Below are 26,312 nucleotides of genomic sequence, written 5' to 3'. Positions count from 1 at the left end.
TAGTCTGTTTTATGACCTGCAAGTCAGGCCGCGACCTGTTGTGCCAAGTGCAGGCAACATTTTCGTGGGTAGCTCTCATTGCGCGGTACACGTTAAGATAGTTCGGAAGGTGATAATTAATATGGTGGACCAAACGAACGCTAGTTTGATAATTTCAAAAGATGCGGAAATTAACCAGCCCATCACCCTCAAGACAAGGTTCGCTATGCACCAAGCGTGAAAATTGTTCATCAGCGGGTGTGTGACAGCTATACGCACACGCACCTGTATTTCAGTACAATACAACCTGCATTTATTTTTGACAGAAGTGGCGCGGTATTCTCTTGCACCTCGGCTTTATCGGGGTGGAGGCCGCACCGTACGGTGGTAGGTCAATACGACTCCACGTGTTTGCGCAAAAATTTAGCGGAACCCGGCCCCTCTTTATACGGTTTTAGAGGGGCGCTCCTGGTCGTCCGACAGCTAGGCCAGCTTGCCCCTACAGGTGTGCAAATTATCCGCGAGCTTATGCGGGGTTTGTATTTTTTCCTGTGTCTTCTCAACGAGCTTGGGAAGGGGGCGGATTATCGAGTCCGGACCAGATAGCCTAACTTTAACTTACGCGAGTGATGCTTTATGCACGACCCTGAAGTGAAAAATGATGTGGAAGCTTTTACATTTGTGTCATTGCTGAAATTTTTGACACAAGGCTGGAAATTTATCACTGCCGGCGCTGTTTTGGGCTTGCTGGGAGCTACCGCCTATTTATTGGTTACCCCGTCAGAGTACGAAGCCTCTGCGATAATAAAAATGGCTGAAAACCGTGGGTTGGACGCTGACGGCCTGCCGATTCCTAACCAGGTTGAGTCTGCAACTTTAGTCATTGCGCGGCTGAACAGCCCTGCCGCTTATTCGAGCGAAGTCCTGCGTGAGTGTGGCCTCGACGATGTGCCAGAGGCTAAACAGCTGATGACCAAGCTGGCTCGGTACACTGCCGAAGGTCAGCCGGCTTTTCTTACGGTCAACGTCCGAGCTCGAGGCGCGGAGCATGCTTCAAAATGCGCCGAAAGTATTTTCGAAATGGTTCGCCAGCAACAGGATGCTTTAAGCCAGCCCGGCCGGGAACGTCTTTCGCAAATGGTTGCTGATCTTCGTAAATCGCGACAAGCTCATTTAGACGCGCTAGGGGGCGGGGGCGGGTTGGCGGAGGGAATGGCCATCTACCTCGCGCACCGAGATGCCATCAACAAAATCGAAACCGCATTGCGCAAATACGAATACGCATTGGGTTACGTGCCCACGCAGCTGATTTCTCTTTATCCTTCTCCTGAAGCCGTATTCCCGCGGAAATCACCCGTGATTCTTTTGGGGCTTATTACCGGGTTGCTGGTGGGACTTTTGGCGGCTTGCCTGAGGCGGGTTGGTAAATGCTGAAAGCATGCTCCAGTTGCAGAGCTGGCGCATGACAGTTTAGCTAAGGAGGGTGTATGAAGATATTTGTGACGGGAGCCTCCGGGTTCATTGGCCGCAACTTATGCGAGCAGCTGTTGGCTGAGGGGCATGAAGTGGTGGCGCTGCATCGTAGGCCTCCGGAAATCGCATGCGGCGAAGTAGTGCTTGGAGAGCTCGACGACATCGGAGCTTGGTCAGATCGACTGGAAACAGTCGACTGTGTCATTCATCTGGCGGGGCGGGCGCATGTGAAGACGGCCCATGAGCAAAACCCGCTGGAGGCGTTTCGGAAAGTCAATCGAGATGCATGCATCCGACTAGCCGAGGTCTGCTTGCTAAGTGGTGTACAGCGGTTTGTTTTCATTAGTTCCATCGGTGTGAACGGAAATGAAACACACGGGAAGGCATTCACTGAGCTGTCACCAGTAGCTCCCCACGCTCCTTATGCGATTGCCAAGCACGAAGCTGAGCTGGGTCTGACTTCTCTTTTTAAAGATACGCCTACCGAGTTGGTGATTATTCGCCCACCGCTGGTGTACGGGGTTCACGCACCGGGGAATTTTCGGCGTCTATTGAAACTGGTCGCCAGCGGCGTGCCGACGCCGTTCGCTGGGGTAGCCAACAGGCGCAGTGTTATCAGCGTTGAGAGCCTTTGCAATTTCATCTTGCTCGCTGCACAACATCCGAAAGCGGCGGGGGGATTATTCCTGGTCGCTGATGAGCCAGCAATATCGACTGCTGCTATGGTGCGAGCACTGGCGCGAGGGATGGGCAAGCGGAGTATACAGTTGCCTGTTCCACCAGTATTGCTGAAGACATTGTTCTCACTGGTAGGCAAGCAAGCACTTTATCAGCAACTTTGCTGTTCACTGGAAGTGGACAGCTCCAATGCCCAGCGGACGCTGGGCTGGAATCCCGAGCGTAACGTCGAGGCAAACCTTCGGAAAGAGAGCGCCAGTTACCGAGGTTTGTAGTACAGATGATCGGCCGCTGCTGAAATGGGACGAGAACTAACACGGCCAAATATGTTGCAGGTAGCAGCGATCCACAAGGTGAAAGCAGCTGTTGAGGTTAAAAGTAGACGTCGCCCCTGCCTGCGCTCGGGGCGCGGCGAACTACAATGGGCCGCTCGAGGGTGCTCAGAAACTGCATCCGCTTTGTGAGCCTGTTGATCTGTTCCGGTCACAGCGATTTAGCGATCATAGTCGCTATCCTTGGCGGCGATCGCCGTGCATTTTCCCCTTTGCCCGCTAGATAGCCCAGCGCGGCGAGAACCTGCAATAGCTGTTGAATGTTAGGCCTGGCCCATTGCTGGAGCGCCTGGTTATCTACTGCGACGAAACCGGCACCCAGGTACTTTAGGGGGGCGAGATCCGACTATACTCATCCTGGATTTAGATGTGCAGGCCTGTGGCCCGCCGGATCCGCGAGTCTAACAAAGGCCGTATTGTTCATCTTGAAGAAGAAAACGCGCTGCTGCCCCGGCGCCTGTCGGGAGGAAAGTCAGAGTAGGCATCTGCTTTCACGCTGCTCGTCCTGAGCGCCGGAACCGGCCCTATCGCGCGCTCAGATTGTCCATCGCAACGTCCGCCACGGTTAACCCACGTTAGTCTGGTGGGTCGCACAAACCTGTCAGTAGATCCTACGGACGTCGTTTTTTCCTGTTACGACGATGCCTACCTACGTACAATGGGCTTCAACGAGTTCAAGCAAGGGAGTAGGGCATTTTGGGGCAAGGCTATATGGATAGGCTGAGGATATTTTTGCTGGGGCTTCCGCGTCGGCAGAAGCGGTTAATCCAAGTGTTCGCGGACGTTATTCTCGTTTGGGTAGCACTGTGGATGGCGTTCATGGTGCGTTTGGGGATTGATGAGATGATCAATCCTTTCAAAATTCATATATGGCTATTCGTCTGTGCGCCACTTATCGCGATTCCCTTGTTCATACGGTTCGGCATGTACCGAGCCGTAATGCGGTATTTTGGTAACGATGCCCTTGTTGCCATCATCAAAGCGGTCAGCCTTTCCTCGCTGATCCTTGCTTTGATCGTCTACTGGTACGGCAATCACGAGGCAGTTGTTCCCCGATCCGTCATATTCAACTACTGGTGGTTGAGCCTCGTCATCATCGGCGGCCTACGCCTATTCATGCGCCAGTATTTCATGGGCGACTGGTTCACCGCCACCCAGTACGTTCCTTTCACAAATCGTGATGACGGTTTGACCAAGGTCGCTATCTACGGCGCGGGCGTAGCGGGCAATCAACTGGTAGCAGCATTGCGTATGGGTCGTGTCATGCGACCGGTCGCATTCATCGATGACGACTCCAGCATTGCCGATCGCTCCATTTCTGGCTTGCACGTCTACAAACCCAAACACATCCAGCAGATGATCGATGTCACTGGTGCCCAGGAGATCCTTCTTGCGCTGCCGTCTTCGACTCGCGCTCGGCGCCGGGAAATTCTCAATGTACTGGAAGGGTTTCCGCTACACGTGCGCAGCGTCCCCAACTTTACTGATTTGGCCAGCGGCCGCGTGAAGGTTGAGGATATTCGGGAAGTCGATATCGCCGACTTGCTAGGTCGCGACTCGGTGCCTGCGCAGCCTGAGTTGCTGGAACGCTGTATCCGCGGCAAAACGGTCATGGTAACGGGGGCTGGCGGCTCGATCGGGTCCGAACTGTGCCGACAGATTTTCGCCCTGGGACCCACTACGCTGCTGCTGTTCGAGCACAGTGAATTTAATCTCTACAGCATCCTGTCCGAACTTGAGCAACGCAGTTGTCGAGAATCGTCTGCGGTTCAGCTGTTGCCGATTCTTGGGTCCATCCGTCATAAAGACAAGCTTCTGGATGTGATGAAAACCTGGCGTGTCGACACGGTCTACCACGCTGCCGCCTACAAGCATGTGCCGATGGTCGAACACAATATTGCTGAGGGCGTGCTGAATAACGTAATTGGAACGCTCAACACGGCTCAAGCGGCGCTACAGACAGGTGTGGCCAATTTCGTGCTGATATCGACCGACAAAGCGGTCCGTCCAACAAACGTAATGGGCAGCACCAAGCGTCTTGCCGAGTTGACATTGCAAGCGCTCAGCCGCGAAATTGCGCCCGTATTGTTCGGCGACAAGGTGAACGTTTCGCGGGTCAACAAAACACGTTTCACGATGGTTCGTTTCGGCAATGTCCTTGGCTCGTCGGGTTCCGTCATCCCGCTTTTCCATAGCCAGATCAAATCGGGCGGACCGCTGACGGTCACCCATCCGAAGATCACCCGCTATTTCATGACCATTCCTGAAGCCGCGCAACTGGTAATCCAGGCGGGCTCCATGGGGCAGGGCGGTGATGTGTTCGTGCTGGACATGGGCGAGCCGGTGAAGATCGTTGAACTTGCGGAGAAAATGATCCATTTGTCGGGATTGAGCATTCGTACGGACAAGAACCCGCACGGCGACATTTCCATTGAGTTCACTGGGTTGCGTCCAGGCGAAAAACTGTACGAAGAGCTGCTGATTGGCGAGAACGTATCGGCTACCCAGCACCCGATGATCATGAGCGCGAACGAAGATCACCTCGCCTGGGACGTCCTGAAAGGTCGCTTGACTGAGTTGCTGGTGGCGGTTGATCAAGACGACTACTCACGTGTTCGCCAACTTCTACGCGAAACCGTCAGCGGCTACACCCCCGACGGTGAGATCGTCGACTGGATTTACCAACAACGTCGCCTCGAACTCTGATTGTTTTACCTCTCGGTGGAGGAGTTATGGAAGTGAAGGGAATCGGAAAAGCGATTCTGGATAAGCGCCGCAAAAAACGTGGTGAACTAAGCTTGTAACTCAACACCAGGGGCCGGTCATTGACCGGCCTTTTTGCATTGGCGGCGGTGACGGTGCAGCCCCTTCCAGCGGCGGATTTAAAGTTACGACTATGATATCTCGATTAAGTCGATTGACCATTCAGCAATCCGTGTACTTGGTTTCCGCCAGATTGAACGTGCCATTGAGAGTGCTGGCGCGGATCTTCTTGCAGAGTGAATATTGAGTGCGGACTATTCCGTTTTGCGCATCATATCGATGGTCTCTACCTCCTCGAAGCACTTGGGTTCGGCTCATCGAGCTCGTTCAGTTCCAAGCCCGGTGTGCCGGCCAGATCACTGGTGTTTTTCTCCGCACCACGCTATTTCACAATAAATCGAGCAAGTAGGAAGGTGATCGGCAGGGTGATAACTACAACTAGGAGCGGAGCTAGGGTGATGGGGATAGAGAGCTGTTCAACAGCGATGTATATCAGGCATAAACCACTTAGGTATTGAACGACGTAAACAAGCGGGAACGAGAGAAGCTTTTTCAGGGAAAGGGGTTCGTTGAAGACGTAACGCGCATTGAGAGCGTACGAAATTACGATACTTAAGGCATACGAAAGCGAATAAGCATATGTGTATACCAACACTTGAATAAACGCCAGATAGAAAATATATCCAGCGCCGGTATTGATGCAACCAACGATAAGAAATTTAATGAATTCTAAATTAAAGAATTTCTTCTTCAATAACTGCATGAGGGTGTCTGTTGACCTCATCAAATATCCTCCAAATATATTCGCTCATCACACCAAGCATTACTATGATCAGGCCCAGCAGGAAGGAGACGAGGGTGGCCAGTGTCGCAAACCCAGGCACTGCAACCTTGCCAAGCAGTGCACTCAGCACCACAACGGTGCCATAAGCGAAGCTACCCAGCGACACTATCAGGCCTATTGCCGAAATCAGCCTGACCGGAGCGAAGGAAAACGAAAAAATGGAGTCGATAAGCAGTTTCCATTTTTTTCCGAAAGTCCACCTGGACTTTCCATGCTCGCGAGCCACACGAACGTAAGGTATTTTTTCGGGGGTGAACCCTAGCCAATATGGGAATAGAGGGAAGTTGATATGCTTGCCACTGTCTTTAAGATAGGGCAGAAGCTGTCCGTCCATGAGGGCGAGGTCAAAACCATTTTTCGGATAGCTTGCCATCACGAACTTGCGCAATAGCTTGTAATACACTGCTGAGAATATTTTTGACCCCAGTGGGTCTTGTCGATCTGTGCGCTCACAGATGATGTACTTGGTACCGTTTTTCCAGCGGCTAACCATTTCCGGGATGAGTTCTGGCGGGTCCTGAAGGTCGGCGGCCAAGAACAGAAAGCAATCCCCGGTGATGTAATTGAGACCAGTTTTTACCGCACTGATGGCTCCGAAATTACGACTTAGCTTGATCACTTTGCTGCCCGGGCGCGTAATCACGAACTGTCTGAGCAAATTCAGTGAGTTGTCTTGGGAGCCATCGTCGACGAAAATGAGCTCCAGCAGCATGTCTTGTTGATTGAGTAACTGCTCTATGTACAGAAGCTTACTGAATAGATCCGGCAAGGAGCCTTCGTTAAAATAGACAGGTACCACAATGGATAGCGTTTTCATCGGATCATACTTCCTGTGTCGATGTGCGCACGGGTGAACTGGACGGCTGGCGCAGCAATGTAAGCAGGCTAATGAAGCAGAGCAGCGTCACAGCGAGAAAAACACCATACATCTGGTGAGAGAGCCACGGGCCGGAATACATGTAGAGCATCTGGTCCGGGAATGCCTGGAAGTTACCCGTCCATGGGCCGACATTTATACTCAGCCAGAACCTGGACAGGATCAGTGCCATGCCGGCGACGGCATAGGTAAACCACCAGTCGACCTTGCGCTCATCGCCCAACTTGTTCAGTGCCTGGCACGTCAGCATTGCAAGAGCCGGCCAGGCATTGAGGAACTGACGTGATTCGGAACCGATGGACAGGAAGGCAAACAAGGCGATGAAGACACTAAGACCCAGGCCTTCGGCTTTTGCCTGCGCAGCGATACGCGGCCAGAGCAAGATGGCGATCATGTAAAACGGACCATAGTGCATAGCGTGCGCAACGACGTTGATCAACGGGTTTGACAAGGATGCCTGTGTAAAGAGGCCTAGATAGCTGGTGATTGTGAGTGGGCCAGGCGTCTGGTCGGAAAAGTGAAAGACTATTGCTTTGACCGATACGTACAGGAGGATACCCACTACCACTGGAGCCACCTTGATGTACCTGGATGCCCGCAGGTAGGCGGGCACGTCGATCATCGGCCTTAGGGCTAAGTAAATGTAGGTAATGAACAGAATTATGCTGAGTGGAAGAATCTCATTCTTGAAAACGGTTGTGCCTAAGGATTGTCGTAGGCCATTGGCATATAGGTAGGCGGCAAGCGCAATCAGGGAGATGGCAACCAGCAATGCTAACAGGTGGCTATGCAGAGAGGGCGGGCGGTTGGCGACGCTGGCCCTACCTAGCATGATCATCGGTAGCGCGCCGTAAAGCATCGTGGGCCATACAAAGCAGCAGAGGAAGCTGAGCACTACCAAAAGGGCGAAGCGGTTTTTGATGTAGGCATAGAAAATACCCAGGCCTAGGACGTAACCAGAAATATCCGTCAGAGTTGGGTTATAGGAAAGGTTGGTGAGCACAGGGTAATTGAAAAACAGTGCACTGAAGCCCAAGAAGTAAATAGGCATTCGCCATTGATAATGTCGGCCGATCAGGACAAGTAATCCTGCTGCAATGACAAGTAGGCTGACATTGAATAAGTAAAAGGCGTGTATCACTCTAGGGGTTGAAGTTATATTATAATCCAGCAACTTCGTGGCGTTATGAATGATGATGGAGGGAAGCAGGCGGCCGATATAATATTCGGACACTGTGTGACTGTTAAGTATCTCTATTGAGTCGCGTTGCGCCCAGTCAGCATAGGCGGCGCCGTCCCAGCCTAGACCATCGTTGTGCTGAATTCTTTCGCCGTGATTGAAATTAAAAGAGAGCCAGAACACCATGAACAGGACCCCCACACAGCCCATTAGTGCATGGCGGTCAATACCAGATAGCTTATTCATTTCGTTGTATTTTACTTATGGTGCACAGCCTGTAGGCCGTGATTACGAAGTTTATCCACCAATAGAGGAGGCGTGTATTGTACTCATTGGGTATTTTGCGCTGGTTTTGACATCATGTAGATATTGCCCCCCAATTCACTGAATGCTTTTGACGGCTCAATGCATTTTTCAAGAACTGATAACATTATCAGATAGTGTGTGGCCTAATCAAGTGAGGCAGCGGCCAGCGCTGTATCTAGAATAAATCTTCGAGAAATTAGCTATGCTATTTCGGTCATGTCACTCTCGGCCGCAAACAGATGAGCTCACAAGAGGTAGCCTAGGCCTCTCCGGCTTTGCCGACCCAACACCATCCCCTCCGCGCGAGCTATTTCACACATGAATTCCCGCCGAATTCTGATCTTGTCCCCTTCATTCTTTACAAAATCAACGAAAACTAACCGCCCTAAGGCCGCCATTTTTGACTGTCTGTTTGGGTTGAGCGCAGAGCCGCTGAAGTCGCCGACAACTTATGCGGTGCCTTAGACGCCTTCGACAGGAAAGAAGAGTTCATCAATCTGACGCTTATGATGCTGATGGCTCCGGAGTGATGCAGCTTTGCTCAACAATTTCCCTGCCACTAGCAGGGCAACCAGTGCCGCAATGCCTTATTAGGTGGTCAATCAGCTCCAGGGGCCGGTGATTGACCGGCCTTTTTGCAAATACGCTAGTCATGGCACGTCGCGCGCAGGAGCAACCAGCTTGGCTGTGGTGGCCTCATTGGTGACTTGGAGATGAAAGTCCTCTGCGCACCCAGCAAGGGAAGTGTTAGCCAGGGGGAAGGGTATCGCGGGTGACTGCGAATCCGAAGTAAGCCCGAGGCGTGATGCTGTCCTAACCGGCGGGAGGCGGATTAGGCGGTCCAGCGGGGTAAGGTGGCCATGATGACCAAAGCCCGATACTTGCACGGAAGGGTGTGACGTAGATCCGACAGGCATAAGCAGGAAGGTCGTGCGGATTACCCTGGGAAAGAGTCGAGTGGTGCGGCCTTGGGCCCGCAATTACTTGTGTTACAGGATTTGTTGGCATTCGCATCCGAGGCTGAGAATGGCGACGTCTAGTCTGGGTCGCTTGACTGAGTTGCTGGTCGCCGTTGATCAGGACGACTACTCGCGCGTCCGCCAACTCCTGCGCGAAACCGTCAGCGGTTACAGCCCCGATGGCGAAATCGTCGACTGGATCTACCAACAGCGACGCCTTGAACCCTGATTGTTTCACATCCTGCAACAAACACATTTTTGACAGGCGCCAGACATCGCCTAAGTTTGGAAGGCAGCTTCGGAAAAGCTGCTTCTTCCAATCGATGTCATGGAGCGTCACTTATGCGTACAGGCTATTTCTACTCTCTGGTTTTTGCCCTGCTGACCAGCGCCTCTATTGCTGCTATCGCTGCACCGGCGACCACGCCCGAGGTTGTAACCGCGCCATTGGCGTTACAGGTTGCACCGTCCGGGGAGACTGCAAAAGTCGATCTCAATACAGCAGATGCAACGACACTCCAACGTGAGCTCGCCGGGGTAGGTGAGGCCAAGGCCAAGGCGATTGTTGCGTATCGCGAGAGTAATGGGCCATTTGCATCGGTGGATGAGTTATTGGAGGTCAAGGGCATCGGCAAGGCGATTCTGGACAAGAACCGCGACAAGCTTGAGGTGAACTGATTTGTAGAAGCTAGCGCCAGAGGCCGGTCATTGACCGGCCTTCTTATTTTCCGGCGATCGATTTTCCCAGAAGGCGGAGCGACTCCGCCTTTTGTCCGGAAATAAAAATTACGGCTGTCATATTTTGTTTAAATTATGACTATAATAAATCCGTCGCCCGCAAAGGTTCCCTGAACCTGGGGCATTCAACATCCTTCAGACATCTCCCAGGAGTGCAGCTATGAATCCTATCCAGTCCAAAGGTAATGCTCTGATCACCGGCGCTTCTTCCGGTATTGGTGCTATCTATGCCGAGCGGTTGGCGGCGCGTGGTTTTGACTTGTTGCTGGTGGCTCGCGATGAGCAACGTCTTCAGGCCGCTGCAACAAGGTTGCGCGCCGAGCATGGCGTGCAGGTCGAGGTGTTGAAGGCGGACCTCACGCTCAAAGCTGATTTATTGGCAGTCGAGCAGCGTCTGCGCAGTGACTCAGGTATCAGCCTGCTGCTGAACAATGCGGGCATCGCGGCGGATGGCTCTTTGGCTAGCTCAGACACGGATCAGTTGGAGCGGATGATTCAGCTCAATGTAGTGGCGGTAACACGTTTGGCTTCTGCGGCAGCAGCGAATTTTTCGGCGGTCGGGCGCGGTTCGATTATCAACGTGGCGTCGGTGGTTGCGCTGATTCCCGAACGCTTCAACGCGACCTATAGCGCGACCAAAGCATATGTGCTGAGTCTCACGCAGTCGCTGAATGCTGAACTGAGTGGTTCGGGTGTGCAGGTTCAGGCGGTATTGCCAGGAGTTACACGCACCGAAATTTGGGAGCGTTCAGGGATCGATGCCAGCGCTATCCCGGCAGAAATGGTGATGGAAGCAGGGGAGATGGTCGATGCGGCATTGTCGGGATTCGATCAGGGTGAGTTGATCACCATCCCTTCGCTACCCGATGCCGCAGACTGGAGTGCTTTTGTTACCGCACGCCACGCGCTAGGGCCAAACCTGTCGAAAAATGCTGCGGCTTCTCGCTACAAGTAGAGGCAGGCTTCACTCTGGCTGCTTTTTCAAGTGCGCACGCGCGACGTCGAGGATCCGCTGAGCCAGTTCCGGGTTTTCGACGCTGCGTGACAACAGCAATGCACCGACCAGGGTCGACATGATAATGATGCTCTGATCGGCGGCATCCTCGCTGCCGAGGGCTTGCTCCACTTGCTCAAGCCTTGCGTTGAGCACCGCATCGCTGGTCGGGCTAGGTTGCCGACGCTGGCCGAGTTCCGCAGACATCGTAAGCAACGGACAACCCTGATCGGGTGATGTCTGGTGCCATTCGGAAAGGTAGGTGTCGATGAACGCTTCCAGCGGGCGTTCCTGGGCGAAGATTTCGGCGCATCGCGTGTCGACTTCTTCGCTGGCGGCTTGCAGGGCCTTCTCTACCAGTTCGTCCTTGGATTTGAAGTGTGAGTAAAAACCACCGTGGGTCAGGCCCAGTGCTTTCATCAGAGGTTGCAGGCCGGTGGCTCCTATTCCGTCGCGGCGAAAGCGAGCAGCTGCTTCCTTGATAATGCGCTGATGGGTCTGGGCTTTATGGTCCTGCGAGTAACGCATCTGAAAATCTCCACGACAATGCGCCATATTAACCAACGCAGATGGGATGGTGACTGTACTTCTACTTCTATAAAGCATACAGACGCCTCCTCGAATGTAGTTCTTTGCATAAACAACTGGCATGAATAGTGATTACTCATTGACTGACGATTGTTGAACAATCCTGAGGCGATGAGCATGAGTAGCGGACTGTCCCTGGCGGACCACATCACACTGGAGTTGCGCGCCGATATCATCGGCGGTCGTTTGCTGCCAGGCAGGGCGTTGGTGGAAGGTGATCTGGTGATTGCCTACAACGCCTCGCGCAATACCATCCGCGAAGCACTGCATCGCCTGGGGCAGGAAGGTCTCACCCGTTATGTGCGCCACAAAGGCGTGATGGTTCGCCAGCTCGGCGCCGATCAGGTTCGCGATCTGTTTCAGGTCCGGCGCACGCTGGAGTTACAGGCAATCACGACCAGCCGACCGCTGCGCGAATACCAATCCGACTACATGATCGAAGCCATTGAAGCCTCGCAACTGGCTCGCGAGCGTGAAGACTGGCGGGCAGTCGGTACGCACAGCCTGCGCTTTCATCAACACATTGTCGGCTTGTTACGCAGCCCGCTGTTCGATGAATTCTTTACCAATGTCGTTGCGCAACTGCGTCTGGTGTTCAGTGCGGCGCCTGATGAGTCACGCTTTCAAGCACCCTGGCTTGAGCGCGACCGGCTTATTCACGACCAGTTGGTCGAAGGCGACAAGCCCGGCGCGTACGAAGCCTTGAGCGATTATCTCGACGACTCCGAACAGCAACTGCTCGAGTTGCTCAACCATCCTTCCCATCACTGATCAAGGACTCATGCCATGTACAAAGACTATCCCGCGGCTTATCAGGTCAGTAAGGGCTCGGCGTTGCAGGTCGATAAAGCCTTCTACGAGCGGATCCGCGATACCGCGTCCGGGCGCACGCTGATCGAACAATTCGAAGTGCCGATCCGCACCGGACGCGCCTGGCACGTGGCGGCAGGGCATGTGTTTCGCGTGACCACACCGGTGGGTCCGCAAGTGGGGGACTTCAATGTCTGGAATGCCAATGACCCGCGTGAGCGGCTGTGGGCTGCACGGACCCGGCAATTGCAGGGCGCCCATGTCAGCACCCATGATCGGCTCTGGTCGAACCTGCCATTTCTGCGACCGCTGGTGACCATCACCGACGATAGCCTGGCCCATTACGGTATCGACGAACACGGTGGACGTTTGCACGATTTGCTGGGCACGCGCTGCGATCCCTATGTGAACAAGATGCTCACCGGTGAGGACTTCCATCATCACTGCCATTCGAACCTGACCCGCGCCGTTTTACCTCACGGCTTGACCGAGTTCGACGTGCATGACGTGTTGAACATCTTTCAGTGCACGGGGCTCAACCACGACGATATGTACTTCATGAAGGCCTGCCCGGCACAGAAGGGCGACTATCTGGAGTTCTTCGCCGAGATTGATTTGTTGTGTGCGTTGTCGACCTGTCCGGGGGGCGATTTGTCTTTGCCAATGTGGGGACCGAATGCGCAGGATCCGTTAAGTGTCTGCCGGCCGTTGGGTGTGGAAATCTATCGGTTGGAGGATGAGTTGCTCGAAGGCTGGAGCCAGCCTGAGCGGGCGGCGTACAAGGGGCTGCATGGCTTGCATATCGCCAAGGCAGATTGGGAAAAATAAGGGCAGAAAGATCGCAGCCTTCGGCAGCTCCTACAAAGTTACGTATTGAACACGAACTGCGTAGGAGCTGCCGAAGGCTGCGATCTTTTTAATCAGCGATCCTGAGCGTCCTTGGCGTCCATTTCCGCGTTGCGCTCAGCGACGCGTTTGCGTTGCTCATCGGTCAACTCCACCTTGTTCGCGGTGTCGCGCAGCAGCATCAAGCCACCGACGATCGATCCGATAGCAACCACCAGAATCAACCAGGCATACCAGGGCATAGGGCTCTCCTTAAGGGCAGGTTTGACGCGAATGGTTTCGCGTCAACGCCGTGCCTGTCCACTTTGAGTCACAGCGTTTCTCAGTGGTTCCATTCTAAGCCTGTTCTGCCTGGGTCACCTCATCAAAGACCGGTCAGCATCGCATCGGCCGGGGCGTCGGCGCGCAGCTGGGCGGTGAGCAGGAAGTAGACAAAACCGACGGCCATGAAACCAAGGAAGATCGCCCCGATCAGCGCATTGAACCAGGCCATTGCCACCAGGCAGACCACCGCCAGCGCCAGGGCGATCGCCGGTACGAACGGGTAGCCGGGCGCAAGGAAAGTACGTTCCAGATTCGGCTCGGTTTTACGCAGTTTGAACAAGCTGAGCATGCTGATGATGTACATCACGATAGCGCCGAACACCGACATGGTGATCATTGCGGCGGTCAGGGTCATGCCGCCAAGGTTGATCAGTCCGTCGCTGTAGATCGCTGCGATACCGATCAGGCCACCAGCGATGATTGCCCGGTGCGGCGTCTGGAAGCGTGACAGCTTGGCCAGGTACGTCGGCAGGTAACCGGCACGGGCGAGGGCGAAGAACTGTCGCGAGTAGCCAAGGATGATCCCGTGAAAGCTCGCCACCAGCCCGAACAGACCAATCCATACCAGCATGTGCAACCAGCCGGAGCTTTCACCGACAACGGTTTTCATCGCTTGCGGCAACGGGTCGTTGATGTTCGCCAAGGCCCGCCAGTCACCCACGCCACCGGCAAGGAACATCACGCCCATGGCCAGCAACACCAGGGTCAGAATGCCGCTGATGTAGGCCTTGGGAATCGTCCGTTTCGGGTCCTTGGCTTCTTCGGCGGCCATGGCCGCGCCTTCGATGGCGAGGAAAAACCAGATAGCAAACGGAATCGCCGCGAACATCCCGGCGATTGCCGGTGCACCGAACACATCGGAACCGGCCCAGCCATTGAGGGCGAAGTTGCTGAAGCTGAACGCCGGGGCGACCACGCCCATGAACACCAGCAACTCGGCGACGGCCAGCACACAGACCACCAGTTCGAAGGTCGCCGCCAGTTTCACGCCAAGGATGTTCAGGCCCATGAACACAATGTAGGCGCCGACCGCCGCGTGTTTCGGATCGAGGGCGGGGAACTGCACGTTGAGGTAAGCGCCAATGGCCAGGGCGATGGCGGGCGGAGCAAAGACGAACTCGATCAGCGTTGCCAGGCCGGCGATCAGTCCACCTTTTTCACCGAAGGCACGGCGGCTGTAGGCGAAAGGGCCGCCCGCGTGAGGGATGGCCGTGGTCAGTTCGGTGAAGCTGAAAATGAAGCAGGTGTACATGGTCGCGACCATGAATGAGGTCACCAGAAAGCCGAGAGTTCCGGCCACGCCCCAGCCGTAACTCCAGCCAAAGTACTCGCCGGAAATCACCAGCCCGACCGCGATCCCCCATAAATGCAGGGTGCCCAACGTGGGTTTGAGTTGTGTGTTCATGCGTTTCTCCCGCAGCGGTTTGGAAAAGCTCGGGGAGGGCGTGTGCAGTGGGCGTGCCATGTCGGTTTGGTGCGTCGTAAAGCGCAGAAAGCTGTCGTATCGGGGATGTTAGCTGCGGGATGCGCGCATTTTGGTGCGCCAGTTGGGAGCCGCGGTACCTGTTATGCCGCCTTCGCGAGCAGGCTCGCTCCCACATTTGGAATGCATTCGCCCATACAACACTGATCCCCTGTGGGAGCGAGCCTGCTCGCGAAGAGGCCCGTCAGGGCACCGCTGTAACGCCGGCATAAAGCCACTCTTTACGCTTTCTTTATGCCGTGCCCAACCCCTCGCTCTCGTTCCTTTACAGCCTTCCTGCGGACAATTGCGCCACACGCGGCAGTCGCCGTACGACGGAGAAATTCCATGAGTGTTCTGGACGGGGTGTCCCTGCTGTTGGCGGTGGGACTGTTCATTTATCTACTGGTTGCGCTGTTGCGCGCGGATCAGAACTAGGAGCGGCTATGCACAGTTATGACTATTGGCTGATCCTCGCCTTTTTCGCCGTGGTGCTGATTCCGGCGCCGTTCTTGGGAAGGTTCTACTACAAGGTGATGGAAGGCCAGCGTACCTGGCTGACGCCGATCCTCGGGCCCGTGGAGCGCGGCTGTTATCGCGTGGCCGGGGTCGACCCGCAAAGCGAACAGAGTTGGCAGAAATACACCCTGGCGTTGCTCGCGTTCAACCTCGCGGGCTTTTTGCTGTTGTTCGCAATCCTGTTGTTCCAGGACTACTTGCCGCTCAACCCGCAAAAACTGCCGGGTCAGGAGTGGACGCTGGCGTTCAACACCGCCATCAGCTTCATGACCAACACCAACTGGCAGTCCTACAGCGGTGAAGCCTCCCTGAGCTACCTCAGCCAGATGGTCGGCCTCACCGTGCAGAACTTCGTCAGCGCCGCCACCGGCCTGGCCGTGCTGGTTGCCTTGTGCCGCGGCATCGGCCGCAAATCGACAAAAGACCTGGGTAACTTCTGGGTCGACATGACCCGCGCCACCCTCTACGGTCTGCTGCCGATATGCCTGCTGCTGGCGCTGTACCTGGTATGGCAGGGAGTGCCGCAAACCTTTGCCCATTACGTGAACGCGCTGACGATGCAAGGTGTGGATCAAGTGATTCCGCTAGGACCTGCAGCCAGCCAGATTGCTATCAAACAGCTGGGCACCAACGGCGGTGGCTTCTTCGGTGTCAACTCGGCGCACCCGTTCGAGAACCCGAACGCCTGGAGCAACCTGTTTGAAATGGCGTCGATCATCCTGATTCCGGTCGCCCTGGTGTTCACTTTTGGTCATTACGTGAAAGACCAGCGTCAGAGTCGGGCGATCATCGCTTGTATGCTGGCGTTGTTCCTGATTGGCGGTGCTACGTCGCTGTGGGCCGAGTATCAACCGAACCCGACCCTGAACAACGTTGCCGTTGAACAAACTGCGCCGCAGGAAGGCAAGGAGGCGCGCTTCGGCACCACGGCGTCCGTGCTTTGGTCGGTGACCACCACGGCGGCGTCCAACGGCTCGGTCAATGCGATGCATGACAGCCTCAACCCGCTGACTGGCATGATCGCGCTGGTCAACATGATGGTCGGCGAAGTGATCTTCGGCGGCGTCGGTGCCGGGCTCTACGGCATGCTGCTCCACGTGTTGATCGCGGTGTTCCTCGCCGGCTTGATGATCGGCCGCACTCCGGAATACCTCGGCAAAAAACTCCAGGCCAAGGAAGTCAAGTTGCTGGTGGTGACCTTGCTGGTGATGCCGGTCGGCGTGCTGGTGCTCGGTGCGATCGCGGCGAGCCTGCCTGGCCCGGTGGCAGCGGTGAGTAATCCTGGCGCCCACGGTTTCAGCCAGTTGCTGTACGCCTATACCTCGGCCAGCGCCAACAATGGCTCTGCGTTCGGCGGCTTTAGTGCCAACACCACGTTCCATAACCTGATGCTCGGCCTTGGCATGTTGATCGGCCGCTTCGGTTACATCATCCCGGTACTGGCGTTGGCCGGCAGCCTGGCGATGAAGAAAACCGCGCCCATCGGCCAGAACAGCTTCCCGACCCATGGCCTGCTGTTCGTGACTTTGTTGACTGTGGTCATTCTTCTGGTGGGTGGTCTGAGCTTCCTGCCGACCCTGGCGCTGGGTCCTATCGCTGAACACTTGAGCATAGGCTTCTGAGGGATTTGATGATGAATATGCCCGTTCGTGTATCGAAAAAAACCGCACCACAAGCAGCGCCAGCCCAACCGGCTGAACACCCTAAAACCGCAATCTCGGCCCTGTGGCGGCCGGCGGCGGTACAAGCCTTTGTCAAACTCGACCCACGGCAGTTGAAGCGCTCGCCGGTGATGCTGGTGGTCGAACTGACCGCGATCCTCACCACGGTGCTGTGCTTCATTCCGGACGCCGCGGTGCCAACCTTCGTCGCGGCGCAAATCGCCCTGTGGCTGTGGTTCACCGTGTTGTTCGCGAACTTCGCTGAAGCCCTGGCGGAAGGTCGCGGCAAGGCTCGCGCCGACAGCCTCAAGGCAGGCAGCGAAGGTCTCAGCGCTCGTCGTAAAAAAGCCGATGGCAGCTTTCAAGTGGTACCGGCCACCACACTGCGCAAAGGCGATATCGTCCGCGTCGAAACCGGGGAGATGATTCCCGGTGACGGCGAGGTCATCGAAGGGATTGCCGCGGTTAACGAAGCGGCGATTACCGGTGAATCCGCACCGGTGATTCGCGAATCCGGCGGTGACCGCTCAGCAGTCACCGGCAACACTCGACTGGTGTCCGACTGGTTGCTGGTGCGCATCACCGCCAACCCCGGTGAGTCGACTCTGGACCGCATGATCGCGCTGGTTGAAGGCGCCAAGCGCCAGAAAACCCCGAACGAAGTGGCGCTGGATATTCTGCTGATCGGCTTGACCATGATCTTCCTGGTGGTGGTCGTGACCCTGCAACCCTTCGCCCACTACGCCAACGGCACCCTGCCGCTGGTGTTCCTGGTGGCGCTGCTGGTGACGCTGATACCAACCACCATCGGCGGCTTGTTGTCAGCTATCGGTATCGCTGGCATGGACCGTCTGGTGCGGCTGAACGTGATCGCCAAATCCGGCCGTGCGGTAGAAGCGGCAGGTGACGTGCATGTGTTGCTGCTGGACAAGACCGGCACCATCACCTTCGGTAACCGTCGTTGCACCGCGATCTATGCAACGCCGGGTGTCAGTGCCAAGGAGCTGGCCGAAGGTGCATTGTTCGCCTCGCTGGCGGACGACACGGCCGAAGGCAAGTCGATTGTCGAGTACCTGCGTGGACTTTATCCACAGGCCGAGCCGTCTGCTGACGTACTGACCGTTGTACCGTTCAGTGCCGAAACCCGCCTGTCCGGTGTTGACTACCAGGGACGCGTCTATCGTAAAGGCGCGGTGGATTCGGTGTTGGCCTTCGTCGGCCTGACTCGCGCCGACATGCCACCGTCGATGTCCCGGGAAGTCGACAAGATCGCCCAGAGCGGTGGTACGCCGTTGTTGGTGTGCGCCGAGGGCAAGTTGCTTGGTGCAATCCACCTCAAGGACGTGGTCAAGCCCGGCATTCGCGAGCGTTTCGCCGAGCTGCGCAAGCTGGGAATTCGCACCGTCATGGTGACTGGCGACAACCCGCTGACCGCTGCGGCGATTGCCGCTGAAGCCGGTGTCGATGACGTGTTGGCCGAAGCCACACCAGAGAAAAAACTCGCACGCATTCGTCACGAGCAGAACGACGGTCGTCTGGTCGCCATGTGCGGTGACGGCGCCAACGACGCACCGGCGCTGGCTCAGGCTGACGTCGGTATGGCAATGAACGACGGGACGCAGGCGGCGCGCGAAGCGGCGAACATGGTCGACCTCGACAGCGACCCGACCAAGCTGCTGGACGTGGTGCAGATCGGTAAAGAACTGCTGGTGACCCGCGGCGCGCTGACGACCTTTTCCATCGCCAACGACGTGGCCAAGTACTTCGCGATCCTGCCGGCGCTGTTTGCCTCGATCTACCCGCAACTGGGCGTGCTGAACATCATGCACCTGACCAGTCCGCAGAGCGCGATTCTCTCGGCGATTGTGTTCAACGCCCTGATCATCGTCGGACTGATCCCGCTGGCGTTGCGCGGTGTGCGCGTCCAGGCCGCGAGCGCTGCGCACCTGCTGCGTCGCAACCTGCTGATCTACGGCGTGGGCGGCATCGTGGTGCCGTTCGTAGGCATCAAGTTGATCGACATGCTGCTGACGGCGCTGCATCTGGTGTAACCGCTGTACGCCGCGCCCCAGGCGCGGCGTTCACCTGAATTGAGGTTTTTGAAATGTCCACTATGATCCGTCCGGCCTTGAGCCTGCTTGTTCTGATGACCCTGATCACTGGCGTCGCTTATCCGCTGGTGGTAACCGGCGTCGCCCAGGTCGCGTTCCCTGATCAGGCCAATGGCAGCCTGGTGCGTGACGCCGATGGCAAGGTGCGCGGCTCGTCCCTGATTGCCCAGGATTTTGTCGGTGACGCATGGTTCCACCCACGGCCATCGGCCGGTGCATTTGCGACCGTTTCGAGCAGCGCCAGCAACCTGTCGCCAAGCAATCCGGCCCTGGCGACCCGGGTAATCGACGACGCCAACAAACTGCTGGTGCCGGGGCAAGGGCCGGTTCCATTGGCGTTGCTGACCACCTCTGCCAGCGGCCTCGATCCACACTTGCCACCGGCGGCAATTGCCTATCAACTGGCGCGGGTTGCCGCGGCGCGTGATTTGCCGGTGTCTAAACTGCAGCAGTTGTTGGACGCCCACATCGAGCGGCCGTTGGTAGGCCCACCGGTGGTGAATGTGCTGGAATTGAACATCGCGCTGGAAAAGCTGTAAGACCGCGGTGCTGCCATTCGCGAGCAAGCCCGCTCCCACAAGGACGGTGATGAACCTGTGGGAGCGAGCCTGCTCGCGATGACGGTTTTGCAATCACCACCTGAACAACAGACAAACAGAGACTTTCAAGCATGAGCGACTCCGGCCGCGCCGACGCACTGTTAGCTGATTTACCCCGCGATGGTCGTGGCCGGCTCAAGGTTTTTCTCGGTGCAGCCCCCGGTGTCGGCAAAACCTACGCCATGCTGCAAGCTGCCCACACCCAGCTGCGCCAGGGCGTGAAAATCATTGCCGGAGTGGTGGAAACCCACGGTCGGGCGGAAACCGAAGCGCTGCTCGGTGGTTTGCCGCAGCAGCCGTTGGTACGCTCGGAATACCGTGGTGTGATGCTCGAGGAAATGGACCTCGACGGTCTGCTCAAGGCCAAGCCGAAACTGGTGCTGGTTGATGAGCTGGCCCACAGCAATGCGCCGGGCAGTCGACATGCCAAGCGCTGGCAGGACATTCAGGAGTTGTTGTCAGCGGGCATCGACGTATTCACCACGGTCAACGTCCAGCACCTGGAAAGTCTTAACGATCAGGTGCGCGGGATCACCGGCGTGCAAGTCCGCGAAACCCTGCCCGACTGGGTGCTGCAAGAAGCCTACGAATTGCTGTTGGTCGACCTGCCACCACGCGAGCTGCTCGAGCGACTGCGTGACGGCAAGGTCTATGTACCGGAACAGGCGCGAGCGGCGATCGATGCGTTCTTCACCCAAACCAACCTCACGGCACTGCGCGAACTGGCGATGCAAACCGCGGCGGCGCAGGTCGATGATGACCTGAGTCGTGGCTATCGACAGTTGGGCCAGGCGGCGCCGGCCGTGCGCGGTCGTTTGCTGGTGGGGGTCGATGGCGACGCCCAGGCCGAGCGTCTGGTGCGTCATGCCAGTCGGGTCGCGCAACGTCGGCATTTGCCGTGGAGTCTGGTGCATGTGGATAACGGCAGCGTGCGCGACGAGCAATCGCGTTTGCGCCTGCAAAGCGCTCAGCAACTGGCTGAACGGCTGGGCGGCGAGGTGGTGTTGCTGCGCGCTGGCGAAGTCGCGAAAACCCTGATTCAACACGCCGCCGAACGCCGTGCCAGTCTGGTGCTGGTCGGCCAGTCGCATCAGCGTTTACGCCGTCGACTGTTCGGCGGCGGGTTGGCCTCACGCTTGTTGCGCAATGCCCGAGGACTGGAAATCAACGTCCTCGACAGCGATGAAGAACAGTACCAACCGCGTCAGCGTTCGGCGCATTCGCTGGTCTGGTTCGATTATGTGCTGGCGTTTTTGGCGACGGTGTTGGCCAGCGGTTTGGCCTGGGCGGTATCGAGTATCCTGCCTTTGCCGAACATCTCGCTGGTGTTTCTCGCGGCGGTGTTGCTGGTGGCGGTACGCAGCAGCCTCGGACCGTCGTTAGCGTGTGCGGCGTTGTCATTTCTGACCTACGATTTTCTGTTCATTCCGCCGACCTTCTCCTTTGCGATTCAGCGTGAGGAAGACGTGCTGACGCTGCTGTTTTTCCTGTTGATGGCCGCGCTCACCGGTAACCTCGCGGCGCGCCAGCGGCGACAGTTGGAAGCCTTGCGCGACACTCAGGAAGAAACCAGCGAACTGCTCGACCTGTCGCGCAAACTCACCGCCGCCACCGACCGGCAAGCGGTGATCAGCGCGGCGGCGCAGCATCTGGTCGGCTGGAACGATCTGCAATTGTGTCTGGTTAACCGTGACGGGCAGGGCGGCTGGAAGGTTGAAACCGGTGGCCCGTTGCAGTTTTCCGAAGCCGAGAGCGCTGCCGCCGACTGGGCCTGGCAGCACGATCAACCGGCCGGCATGGGCACCGGGACTTTACCGTTCGGTCGTTGGTGGTGGTGGCCGTTGTCGGTCGAAGACGGGCCGTTGGGCTTGCTGGGCGTTTGCCCGAAAGAGGGGCAGCAGCTCAGCGGCCAGCGTCGGCGATTGCTGACCGCGTTAAGTCAGCCACTGGCTCAGGCGCTGGCCCGTGCGCAGTTGGCTGAAGACCTGGAGGCGGCGCGTCTGCACGGTGAAACCGAACAATTGCGCAGCGCGTTGCTGGCCTCGGTGTCCCACGATTTGCGCACGCCGCTGACGTCCATGCGCGGCAGCATTGACAGCTTGCTGGCGCTGGGTGAGGCGATCCCGTTGGAGGATCGCCGTGAGTTGCTTGAAGGCACCCGCGATGAAGCCGAGCGGCTTGATCGCTACATCCAGAACCTGCTGGACATGACGCGCCTGGGTCACGGTGCGTTGAAGCTGGCGCGGGACTGGGTGTCGCCGGCGGATATCGTCGGCAGTTCGCTCAACCGTTTGCGCGCAGTGCTGGCGCCGCTGCAGGTGAGCGCCGATGTGCCGGGCGAGTTGCCGTTGCTCTACGTACACGCAGCGTTGATCGAGCAGGCGCTGGTGAATGTGCTGGAAAACGCCGCGCGCTTTTCGCCGGCCCATGGCCGCTTGCAACTGAGTGCCGGAGTGACTGAAAGCGAACTGTTTTTTTCCGTGGCTGACGAGGGCCCGGGCATTCCCGAGGACGAACGGGCGAAGATCTTCGACATGTTCTACACCGCCGCTCGTGGTGATCGGGGCGGGCAGGGCACCGGGCTGGGTCTGGCGATCTGTCAGGGCATGGTCGGCGCCCATGGCGGGCGGATCAGCGTCGCAGATGGCATCGGCGGGCGCGGCACCTGCATCACTATCCACTTGCCACTGCAGGAGCAACCAGGGTTTGAAAGTGAAGCTTGACGCTGCGTGCGCTACTCTCTTGCCACCTCTTTTTGCTGATTTGAAACCATGAGCCAGACCGCGACCATTTTGGTCATTGACGATGAACCGCAGATTCGTAAGTTCCTGCGCATCAGCCTGGCCTCCCAGGGCTACAAAGTGCTTGAAGCCGGCACCGGCACCGAAGGCCTGGCCCAGGCCGCGCTGAACAAGCCGGACTTGCTGGTACTCGACCTTGGCCTGCCTGACATGGACGGCCAACAGGTGCTGCGCGAATTCCGTGAATGGTCGACGGTACCGGTGCTGGTGCTGTCCGTGCGCGCCAGCGAAGGGCAGAAAGTCGAGGCGCTCGATGGCGGCGCCAACGACTATGTGACCAAGCCGTTCGGCATTCAGGAGTTTCTGGCGCGGATCCGCGCCTTGTTGCGGCAGGCGCCGGCGGGTGAAGCCCAGGAAGCGGCACTCAAATTCGGTCCGTTGACGGTCGATCTGGCGTATCGACGGGTGTTGCTGGACGACGCCGAAGTGGCGCTGACCCGCAAGGAATACGCGGTGCTGGCGCAACTGGCGCGCCACGCCGGGCGAGTCATCACCCAACAGCAACTGCTCAAGGACATCTGGGGCCCGACCCACACCGAAGATAGCCATTATCTGCGGATTGTGGTCGGGCACCTGCGCCAGAAACTGGCGGATGATCCGACCCGGCCGAGGTTTATCCTGACCGAGGCGGGGGTGGGGTATCGGTTGTTGAATGAGGCTGGGCTTTGATTTTTGTGGCGACTAGGTGATAGCTATCGCGAGCAAGCTCGCTCCCACAGGTTCATCACCGTCCTTGTGGGAGCGAGCTTGCTCGCGAAGAGGCCCGGACAGTCACTCGAGAATCTCCAGATCCTCAATCGCGCTCATTCTCATACCTGTCCAGCGTATCCCGGGCAATCTCCCGTCCCAGCGCGATCAGCTCCGGGGCCTTGTAGAACTCGAAAAACCGGCAAACCCGCTTTGGCACGTTGATCACGATGTCCGGTGGATAACCGGCGATCTTGTACTGCGCCAATGACGTTTGCATCACCTCGAAACTCTGGTTGATCAAGTCCAGCAACGAGGCCGGGCCAACGTTGTCGATAATAAATGAGCCAGTGGCGGATTTTGGTGTGCCGTCGCTTTCCGGCGCTGCGGCGGGTTGCTGCGCTTCGGGGGCGGCGGATTCGAGCCAGGGGTTGATTTCGGCGGCTTCGCTGCGCAGCGCTTCCTGTTCCAGGAGCAGCAATTGTTCGGCCTGTTTACGGCGGAAGGGCAGGCGCGAACCGAGGGAGTTGATCAGGTTGTCGAAACGGCTTTTGAACGCGGCAGGGCGCTGGATCACCGGCAGTTGATAGTGCCGCTGGTTGGTCGAGTTGAGGTTGACCGCAATGATCAAGTCGCAATGGCTCGATACCACCGGAACAATCGGCAGCGGGTTGAGCAGGCCGCCGTCGACCAGCATGCGATTGCCTTGCATCACTGGCGTGAACAAACTTGGAATCGCCGCCGAGGCGCGCATTGCCTGGTGCAGGCAGCCTTCCTGGAACCAGATTTCCTGCTGGTTGGTCAGGTCAGTGGCCACAGCGGTGTAGGGGATGCGCAGGTCTTCGATGTTGATCTCGCCGACGATCTTGCGGATCTGCCCGAAAACTTTCTCGCCGCGTATTGCCCCGAGACGAAAGCTCACGTCCACCAGGCGCAGTACATCAAGGTAGTCCAGGCTCTCGATCCAGTCACGGTAATCGTTGAGTTTGCCGGCGGCGTAGATGCCGCCGACCACGGCGCCCATGGAGCAACCGGCGATGCAGGCGATGTCATAACCGCGCCTTTCGATTTCTTCGATGACCCCGATATGGGCGTAGCCCCGGGCGCCGCCTGAGCCCAGCACCAATGCGACACGCTTTTTCATGACTCGCCCCTTCATCAACCAGGCTTCAACAATGCACCCAATGAGGGGCGTGCTTCAATCATGAAGAATCGGGAGTGAGCCGTGAGCGTCGTTTTTTCGATACTCAAAGACGGCACATGGGTATTCTCGCGGACGCTATAGTTTCAATGGATGGGCTGAGGCACTTTTTGCGGCGTTGGCCGTCTTACCCTGCACGATTGTTTTTTATACCTCGAGGAATCATTGATGAAAGCCTGGATCTGTCTGCCATTGATCGCGTTAGTACTGGCTGGTTGTGCGGGTAAAACCGCCTATCGTGACAGTTGCGGTAGCCAACTGGACGCCGCCTGGCATGAGCTGGACATCGCCAAGGCTGAGGGTTTCGCCGGCACCGTGAGTTATTCCAAGGCATTGTCGTTGTTGACCGGCGCCAAGACCCAGCAGCAGTTCGAAGCCTACGAGGGCTGCGCCAAAAAGGCCGAGAAGGCACGTTTCTATATTCGCGAATCCCGCGCGGGGCGTTGAGTCTGCAATGACGTAGCGCAATGTCGGCACCCGGTTTTAGGGCCAGCATGGGCGTAAGCTTGCGATCTGATGGTGGTAGTCACTTTGGAGAAAGCAATGTCTGCGTTGGTGAATCGGTTGGTGGCTCAGGTGTTGGGGCTGGAAGTGCGTTTGCTGGCCTGTCAGGCGCGACTGAACGCCAGTACCGACTCTGAAGCGTTGCATGACTTGCGCACGACGGTTCGCCGTCTACGCAGCCTGCTGCGGCCATTGCGTGGCTTGCCCGGTGTCGAGCAACTCGAAGCGGCAGCGGCGGGTGTCGGAAGCCTGACGACGCCGTTGCGCGACCGTGAAGTGCTGGCGACGTATTTGCTGGCGCATGGTCAAACGGACGCGGCCAAGCGCCGAATGGTGCAAATGGCGCAAGCCTATCCTGCCGTGGCAGGCAGCCCGGAATTGGCGCAGCTGTTGATGATCCTCGACGCCTTTCCGCGCTTTTTGCGCGCCTCCCAGCGTCAAGGTTTGCTCAAGGGTTTGCGGGCGCGCATCGAGAAACGTCTGGCCAAGCAATGGAAAGCGCTGGATGTGGCTTTGCACGATCCCGCACATGACCGCCATCGTCTGCGTCTGCTGATCAAACGCGTGCGCTATGCGATCGAAGCCTATCCCGAACTGGACCGCTTGCCCGAAGCGGCCATGCCACGCCTCAAGTCGGCACAAGAAGCCCTCGGCGACTGGCACGATTGCTGGCAATGGCTGGCCCGTGCCGAGCACGAGCCCGATTTGCTGCCGTGCGTGGCGGTCTGGCGGGTGACCATGGCCAAGGCTGAAGGCCGCGCCGATCGGGTGCTCGACAAACTCAGCTCTGCCTGCTTCAAGCATTGACACTGATTGCTTTTCGTAGCAGTTGGCGAAGCCTGCGTTCGAGCGCGCAGCGGTCGTAAAATCAGGCAATGTGTTCTTTCAGGAAAACCGCGTGTGCAGGATTGGCGAGGACTGCGTCCTCGAACGCAGCCTCGCGGGCTCGGCAGCTGCTACGGATCGATATTCGTCGCTGGATCCGGCCTATCTGTCAGCCTCTTTGGCCGGAATAGGCGCTGTACAGGCGCTGCTGGCTGGTTAAGATCCTTCAATCCTTTCCCAGCCTTGAGGTT

Annotated in this window: 22 protein-coding genes and 1 pseudogene; 16 read left to right on the top strand and 7 right to left on the bottom strand. The window is 57.3% G+C overall.

The window, feature by feature from the left end:
• Positions 1-615 precede the first annotated feature (615 nt).
• The 3 genes from ACIPIN_RS18445 to ACIPIN_RS18435 all read left to right on the top strand — a co-directional run bounded on the left by ACIPIN_RS18445 (position 616) and on the right by ACIPIN_RS18435 (position 5,168).
• Positions 616-1,413 carry a Wzz/FepE/Etk N-terminal domain-containing protein gene (locus ACIPIN_RS18445; RefSeq protein WP_401120759.1) on the top strand — a complete coding sequence of 266 codons (798 nt, stop codon included), beginning with the start codon at positions 616-618 and terminating at the stop codon, positions 1,411-1,413.
• Positions 1,414-1,466: 53 nt separating this feature from the next.
• Positions 1,467-2,405, top strand: coding sequence for an NAD-dependent epimerase/dehydratase family protein (locus ACIPIN_RS18440; protein ID WP_401120757.1), 939 nt, complete (start codon positions 1,467-1,469; stop codon positions 2,403-2,405).
• A gap of 768 nt (positions 2,406-3,173) precedes the next feature.
• A complete protein-coding gene (locus ACIPIN_RS18435; RefSeq protein ID WP_401120784.1) occupies positions 3,174-5,168 on the top strand; it encodes a polysaccharide biosynthesis protein in 1,995 nt (664 codons plus the stop codon).
• A 439-nt stretch (positions 5,169-5,607) separates the two neighbouring features.
• On the opposite strand, the gene ACIPIN_RS18430 is transcribed toward ACIPIN_RS18435, so the two are convergent.
• The 3 genes from ACIPIN_RS18430 to ACIPIN_RS18420 are packed head-to-tail and all read right to left on the bottom strand — an operon-like array spanning position 5,608 to position 8,372.
• On the bottom strand, positions 5,608-5,988 hold the full coding sequence (locus ACIPIN_RS18430; RefSeq protein WP_401120756.1) for a GtrA family protein: 381 nt from the start codon (positions 5,986-5,988) through the stop codon (positions 5,608-5,610).
• A complete protein-coding gene (locus ACIPIN_RS18425; RefSeq protein ID WP_401120754.1) occupies positions 5,960-6,886 on the bottom strand; it encodes a glycosyltransferase family 2 protein in 927 nt (308 codons plus the stop codon). The genes ACIPIN_RS18430 and ACIPIN_RS18425 overlap by 29 nt, the downstream gene beginning before the upstream one ends.
• A gap of 4 nt (positions 6,887-6,890) precedes the next feature.
• On the bottom strand, positions 6,891-8,372 hold the full coding sequence (locus tag ACIPIN_RS18420) for a hypothetical protein (protein ID WP_401120752.1): 1,482 nt from the start codon (positions 8,370-8,372) through the stop codon (positions 6,891-6,893).
• A gap of 1,110 nt (positions 8,373-9,482) precedes the next feature.
• On the opposite strand from ACIPIN_RS18420, the pseudogene ACIPIN_RS18415 reads away from it, so the two are divergent.
• The 3 genes and pseudogenes from ACIPIN_RS18415 to ACIPIN_RS18405 all read left to right on the top strand — a co-directional run.
• Positions 9,483-9,620, top strand: a pseudogene (locus ACIPIN_RS18415) (hypothetical protein); the annotation flags it as partial.
• Positions 9,621-9,733: 113 nt separating this feature from the next.
• Positions 9,734-10,069 carry a ComEA family DNA-binding protein gene (locus ACIPIN_RS18410; protein ID WP_401120750.1) on the top strand — a complete coding sequence of 112 codons (336 nt, stop codon included), beginning with the start codon at positions 9,734-9,736 and terminating at the stop codon, positions 10,067-10,069.
• Positions 10,070-10,289: 220 nt separating this feature from the next.
• A complete protein-coding gene (locus ACIPIN_RS18405) occupies positions 10,290-11,084 on the top strand; it encodes an SDR family NAD(P)-dependent oxidoreductase (RefSeq protein WP_401120749.1) in 795 nt (264 codons plus the stop codon).
• Positions 11,085-11,093: 9 nt separating this feature from the next.
• On the opposite strand, the gene ACIPIN_RS18400 is transcribed toward ACIPIN_RS18405, so the two are convergent.
• The gene (locus ACIPIN_RS18400) at positions 11,094-11,651 is read right to left on the bottom strand and encodes a TetR/AcrR family transcriptional regulator (RefSeq protein ID WP_401120747.1); all 558 of its coding nucleotides are present in this window, start codon (positions 11,649-11,651) and stop codon (positions 11,094-11,096) included.
• A gap of 177 nt (positions 11,652-11,828) precedes the next feature.
• Between ACIPIN_RS18400 and ACIPIN_RS18395 the strand changes: the two genes are divergently transcribed.
• Complete coding sequence (locus ACIPIN_RS18395) at positions 11,829-12,482, top strand: GntR family transcriptional regulator (protein WP_401120746.1); 654 nt, start codon at positions 11,829-11,831, stop codon at positions 12,480-12,482.
• Positions 12,483-12,497: 15 nt separating this feature from the next.
• Complete coding sequence (locus ACIPIN_RS18390; RefSeq protein ID WP_401120745.1) at positions 12,498-13,349, top strand: urea carboxylase-associated family protein; 852 nt, start codon at positions 12,498-12,500, stop codon at positions 13,347-13,349.
• A 92-nt stretch (positions 13,350-13,441) separates the two neighbouring features.
• Here ACIPIN_RS18390 and ACIPIN_RS18385 read toward each other — a convergent pair whose 3' ends face one another.
• Both ACIPIN_RS18385 and eat read right to left on the bottom strand, forming a co-directional pair.
• Positions 13,442-13,609 (bottom strand): DUF2897 family protein, encoded by a 168-nt coding sequence (locus tag ACIPIN_RS18385; protein ID WP_401120743.1) that lies wholly within the window; start codon positions 13,607-13,609, stop codon positions 13,442-13,444.
• 122 nt (positions 13,610-13,731) lie between these two features.
• Positions 13,732-15,096, bottom strand: a complete 1,365-nt coding sequence (gene eat / locus ACIPIN_RS18380; RefSeq protein ID WP_401120741.1) for an ethanolamine permease — start codon at positions 15,094-15,096, stop codon at positions 13,732-13,734.
• A 405-nt stretch (positions 15,097-15,501) separates the two neighbouring features.
• On the opposite strand from eat, the gene kdpF reads away from it, so the two are divergent.
• The 6 genes from kdpF (at position 15,502) to ACIPIN_RS18350 (ending at position 23,513) form a co-directional block, all read left to right on the top strand.
• Complete coding sequence (gene kdpF, locus ACIPIN_RS18375; protein ID WP_093421975.1) at positions 15,502-15,591, top strand: K(+)-transporting ATPase subunit F; 90 nt, start codon at positions 15,502-15,504, stop codon at positions 15,589-15,591.
• Positions 15,592-15,599: 8 nt separating this feature from the next.
• On the top strand, positions 15,600-17,294 hold the full coding sequence (gene kdpA, locus ACIPIN_RS18370; RefSeq protein ID WP_401120739.1) for a potassium-transporting ATPase subunit KdpA: 1,695 nt from the start codon (positions 15,600-15,602) through the stop codon (positions 17,292-17,294).
• Between the two features lie 11 nt (positions 17,295-17,305).
• The gene (kdpB, locus tag ACIPIN_RS18365) at positions 17,306-19,384 is read left to right on the top strand and encodes a potassium-transporting ATPase subunit KdpB (protein ID WP_401120738.1); all 2,079 of its coding nucleotides are present in this window, start codon (positions 17,306-17,308) and stop codon (positions 19,382-19,384) included.
• 53 nt (positions 19,385-19,437) lie between these two features.
• Entirely contained in the window at positions 19,438-19,983 is a 546-nt protein-coding gene (gene kdpC / locus ACIPIN_RS18360; RefSeq protein ID WP_401120737.1) for a potassium-transporting ATPase subunit KdpC, read from the top strand.
• A gap of 131 nt (positions 19,984-20,114) precedes the next feature.
• Positions 20,115-22,766 carry a DUF4118 domain-containing protein gene (locus ACIPIN_RS18355; RefSeq protein WP_401120736.1) on the top strand — a complete coding sequence of 884 codons (2,652 nt, stop codon included), beginning with the start codon at positions 20,115-20,117 and terminating at the stop codon, positions 22,764-22,766.
• A gap of 48 nt (positions 22,767-22,814) precedes the next feature.
• Positions 22,815-23,513 carry a response regulator gene (locus ACIPIN_RS18350; RefSeq protein ID WP_401120734.1) on the top strand — a complete coding sequence of 233 codons (699 nt, stop codon included), beginning with the start codon at positions 22,815-22,817 and terminating at the stop codon, positions 23,511-23,513.
• Positions 23,514-23,637: 124 nt separating this feature from the next.
• On the opposite strand, the gene ACIPIN_RS18345 is transcribed toward ACIPIN_RS18350, so the two are convergent.
• The gene (locus tag ACIPIN_RS18345) at positions 23,638-24,675 is read right to left on the bottom strand and encodes a patatin-like phospholipase family protein (protein ID WP_401120733.1); all 1,038 of its coding nucleotides are present in this window, start codon (positions 24,673-24,675) and stop codon (positions 23,638-23,640) included.
• A gap of 225 nt (positions 24,676-24,900) precedes the next feature.
• Between ACIPIN_RS18345 and ACIPIN_RS18340 the strand changes: the two genes are divergently transcribed.
• Both ACIPIN_RS18340 and ACIPIN_RS18335 read left to right on the top strand, forming a co-directional pair.
• Positions 24,901-25,179, top strand: a complete 279-nt coding sequence (locus tag ACIPIN_RS18340) for a hypothetical protein (protein WP_401120732.1) — start codon at positions 24,901-24,903, stop codon at positions 25,177-25,179.
• 96 nt (positions 25,180-25,275) lie between these two features.
• Positions 25,276-26,043: a CHAD domain-containing protein gene (locus ACIPIN_RS18335; protein WP_401120731.1), complete on the top strand. Its 768-nt coding sequence runs from the start codon at positions 25,276-25,278 to the stop codon at positions 26,041-26,043.
• Positions 26,044-26,312 lie beyond the last annotated feature (269 nt).

It is taken from the genome of Pseudomonas sp. NPDC087697 (genome assembly GCF_044743155.1).
GTDB lineage: Bacteria > Pseudomonadota > Gammaproteobacteria > Pseudomonadales > Pseudomonadaceae > Aquipseudomonas.
This window is presented reverse-complemented; position numbering and strand designations above follow the sequence as displayed.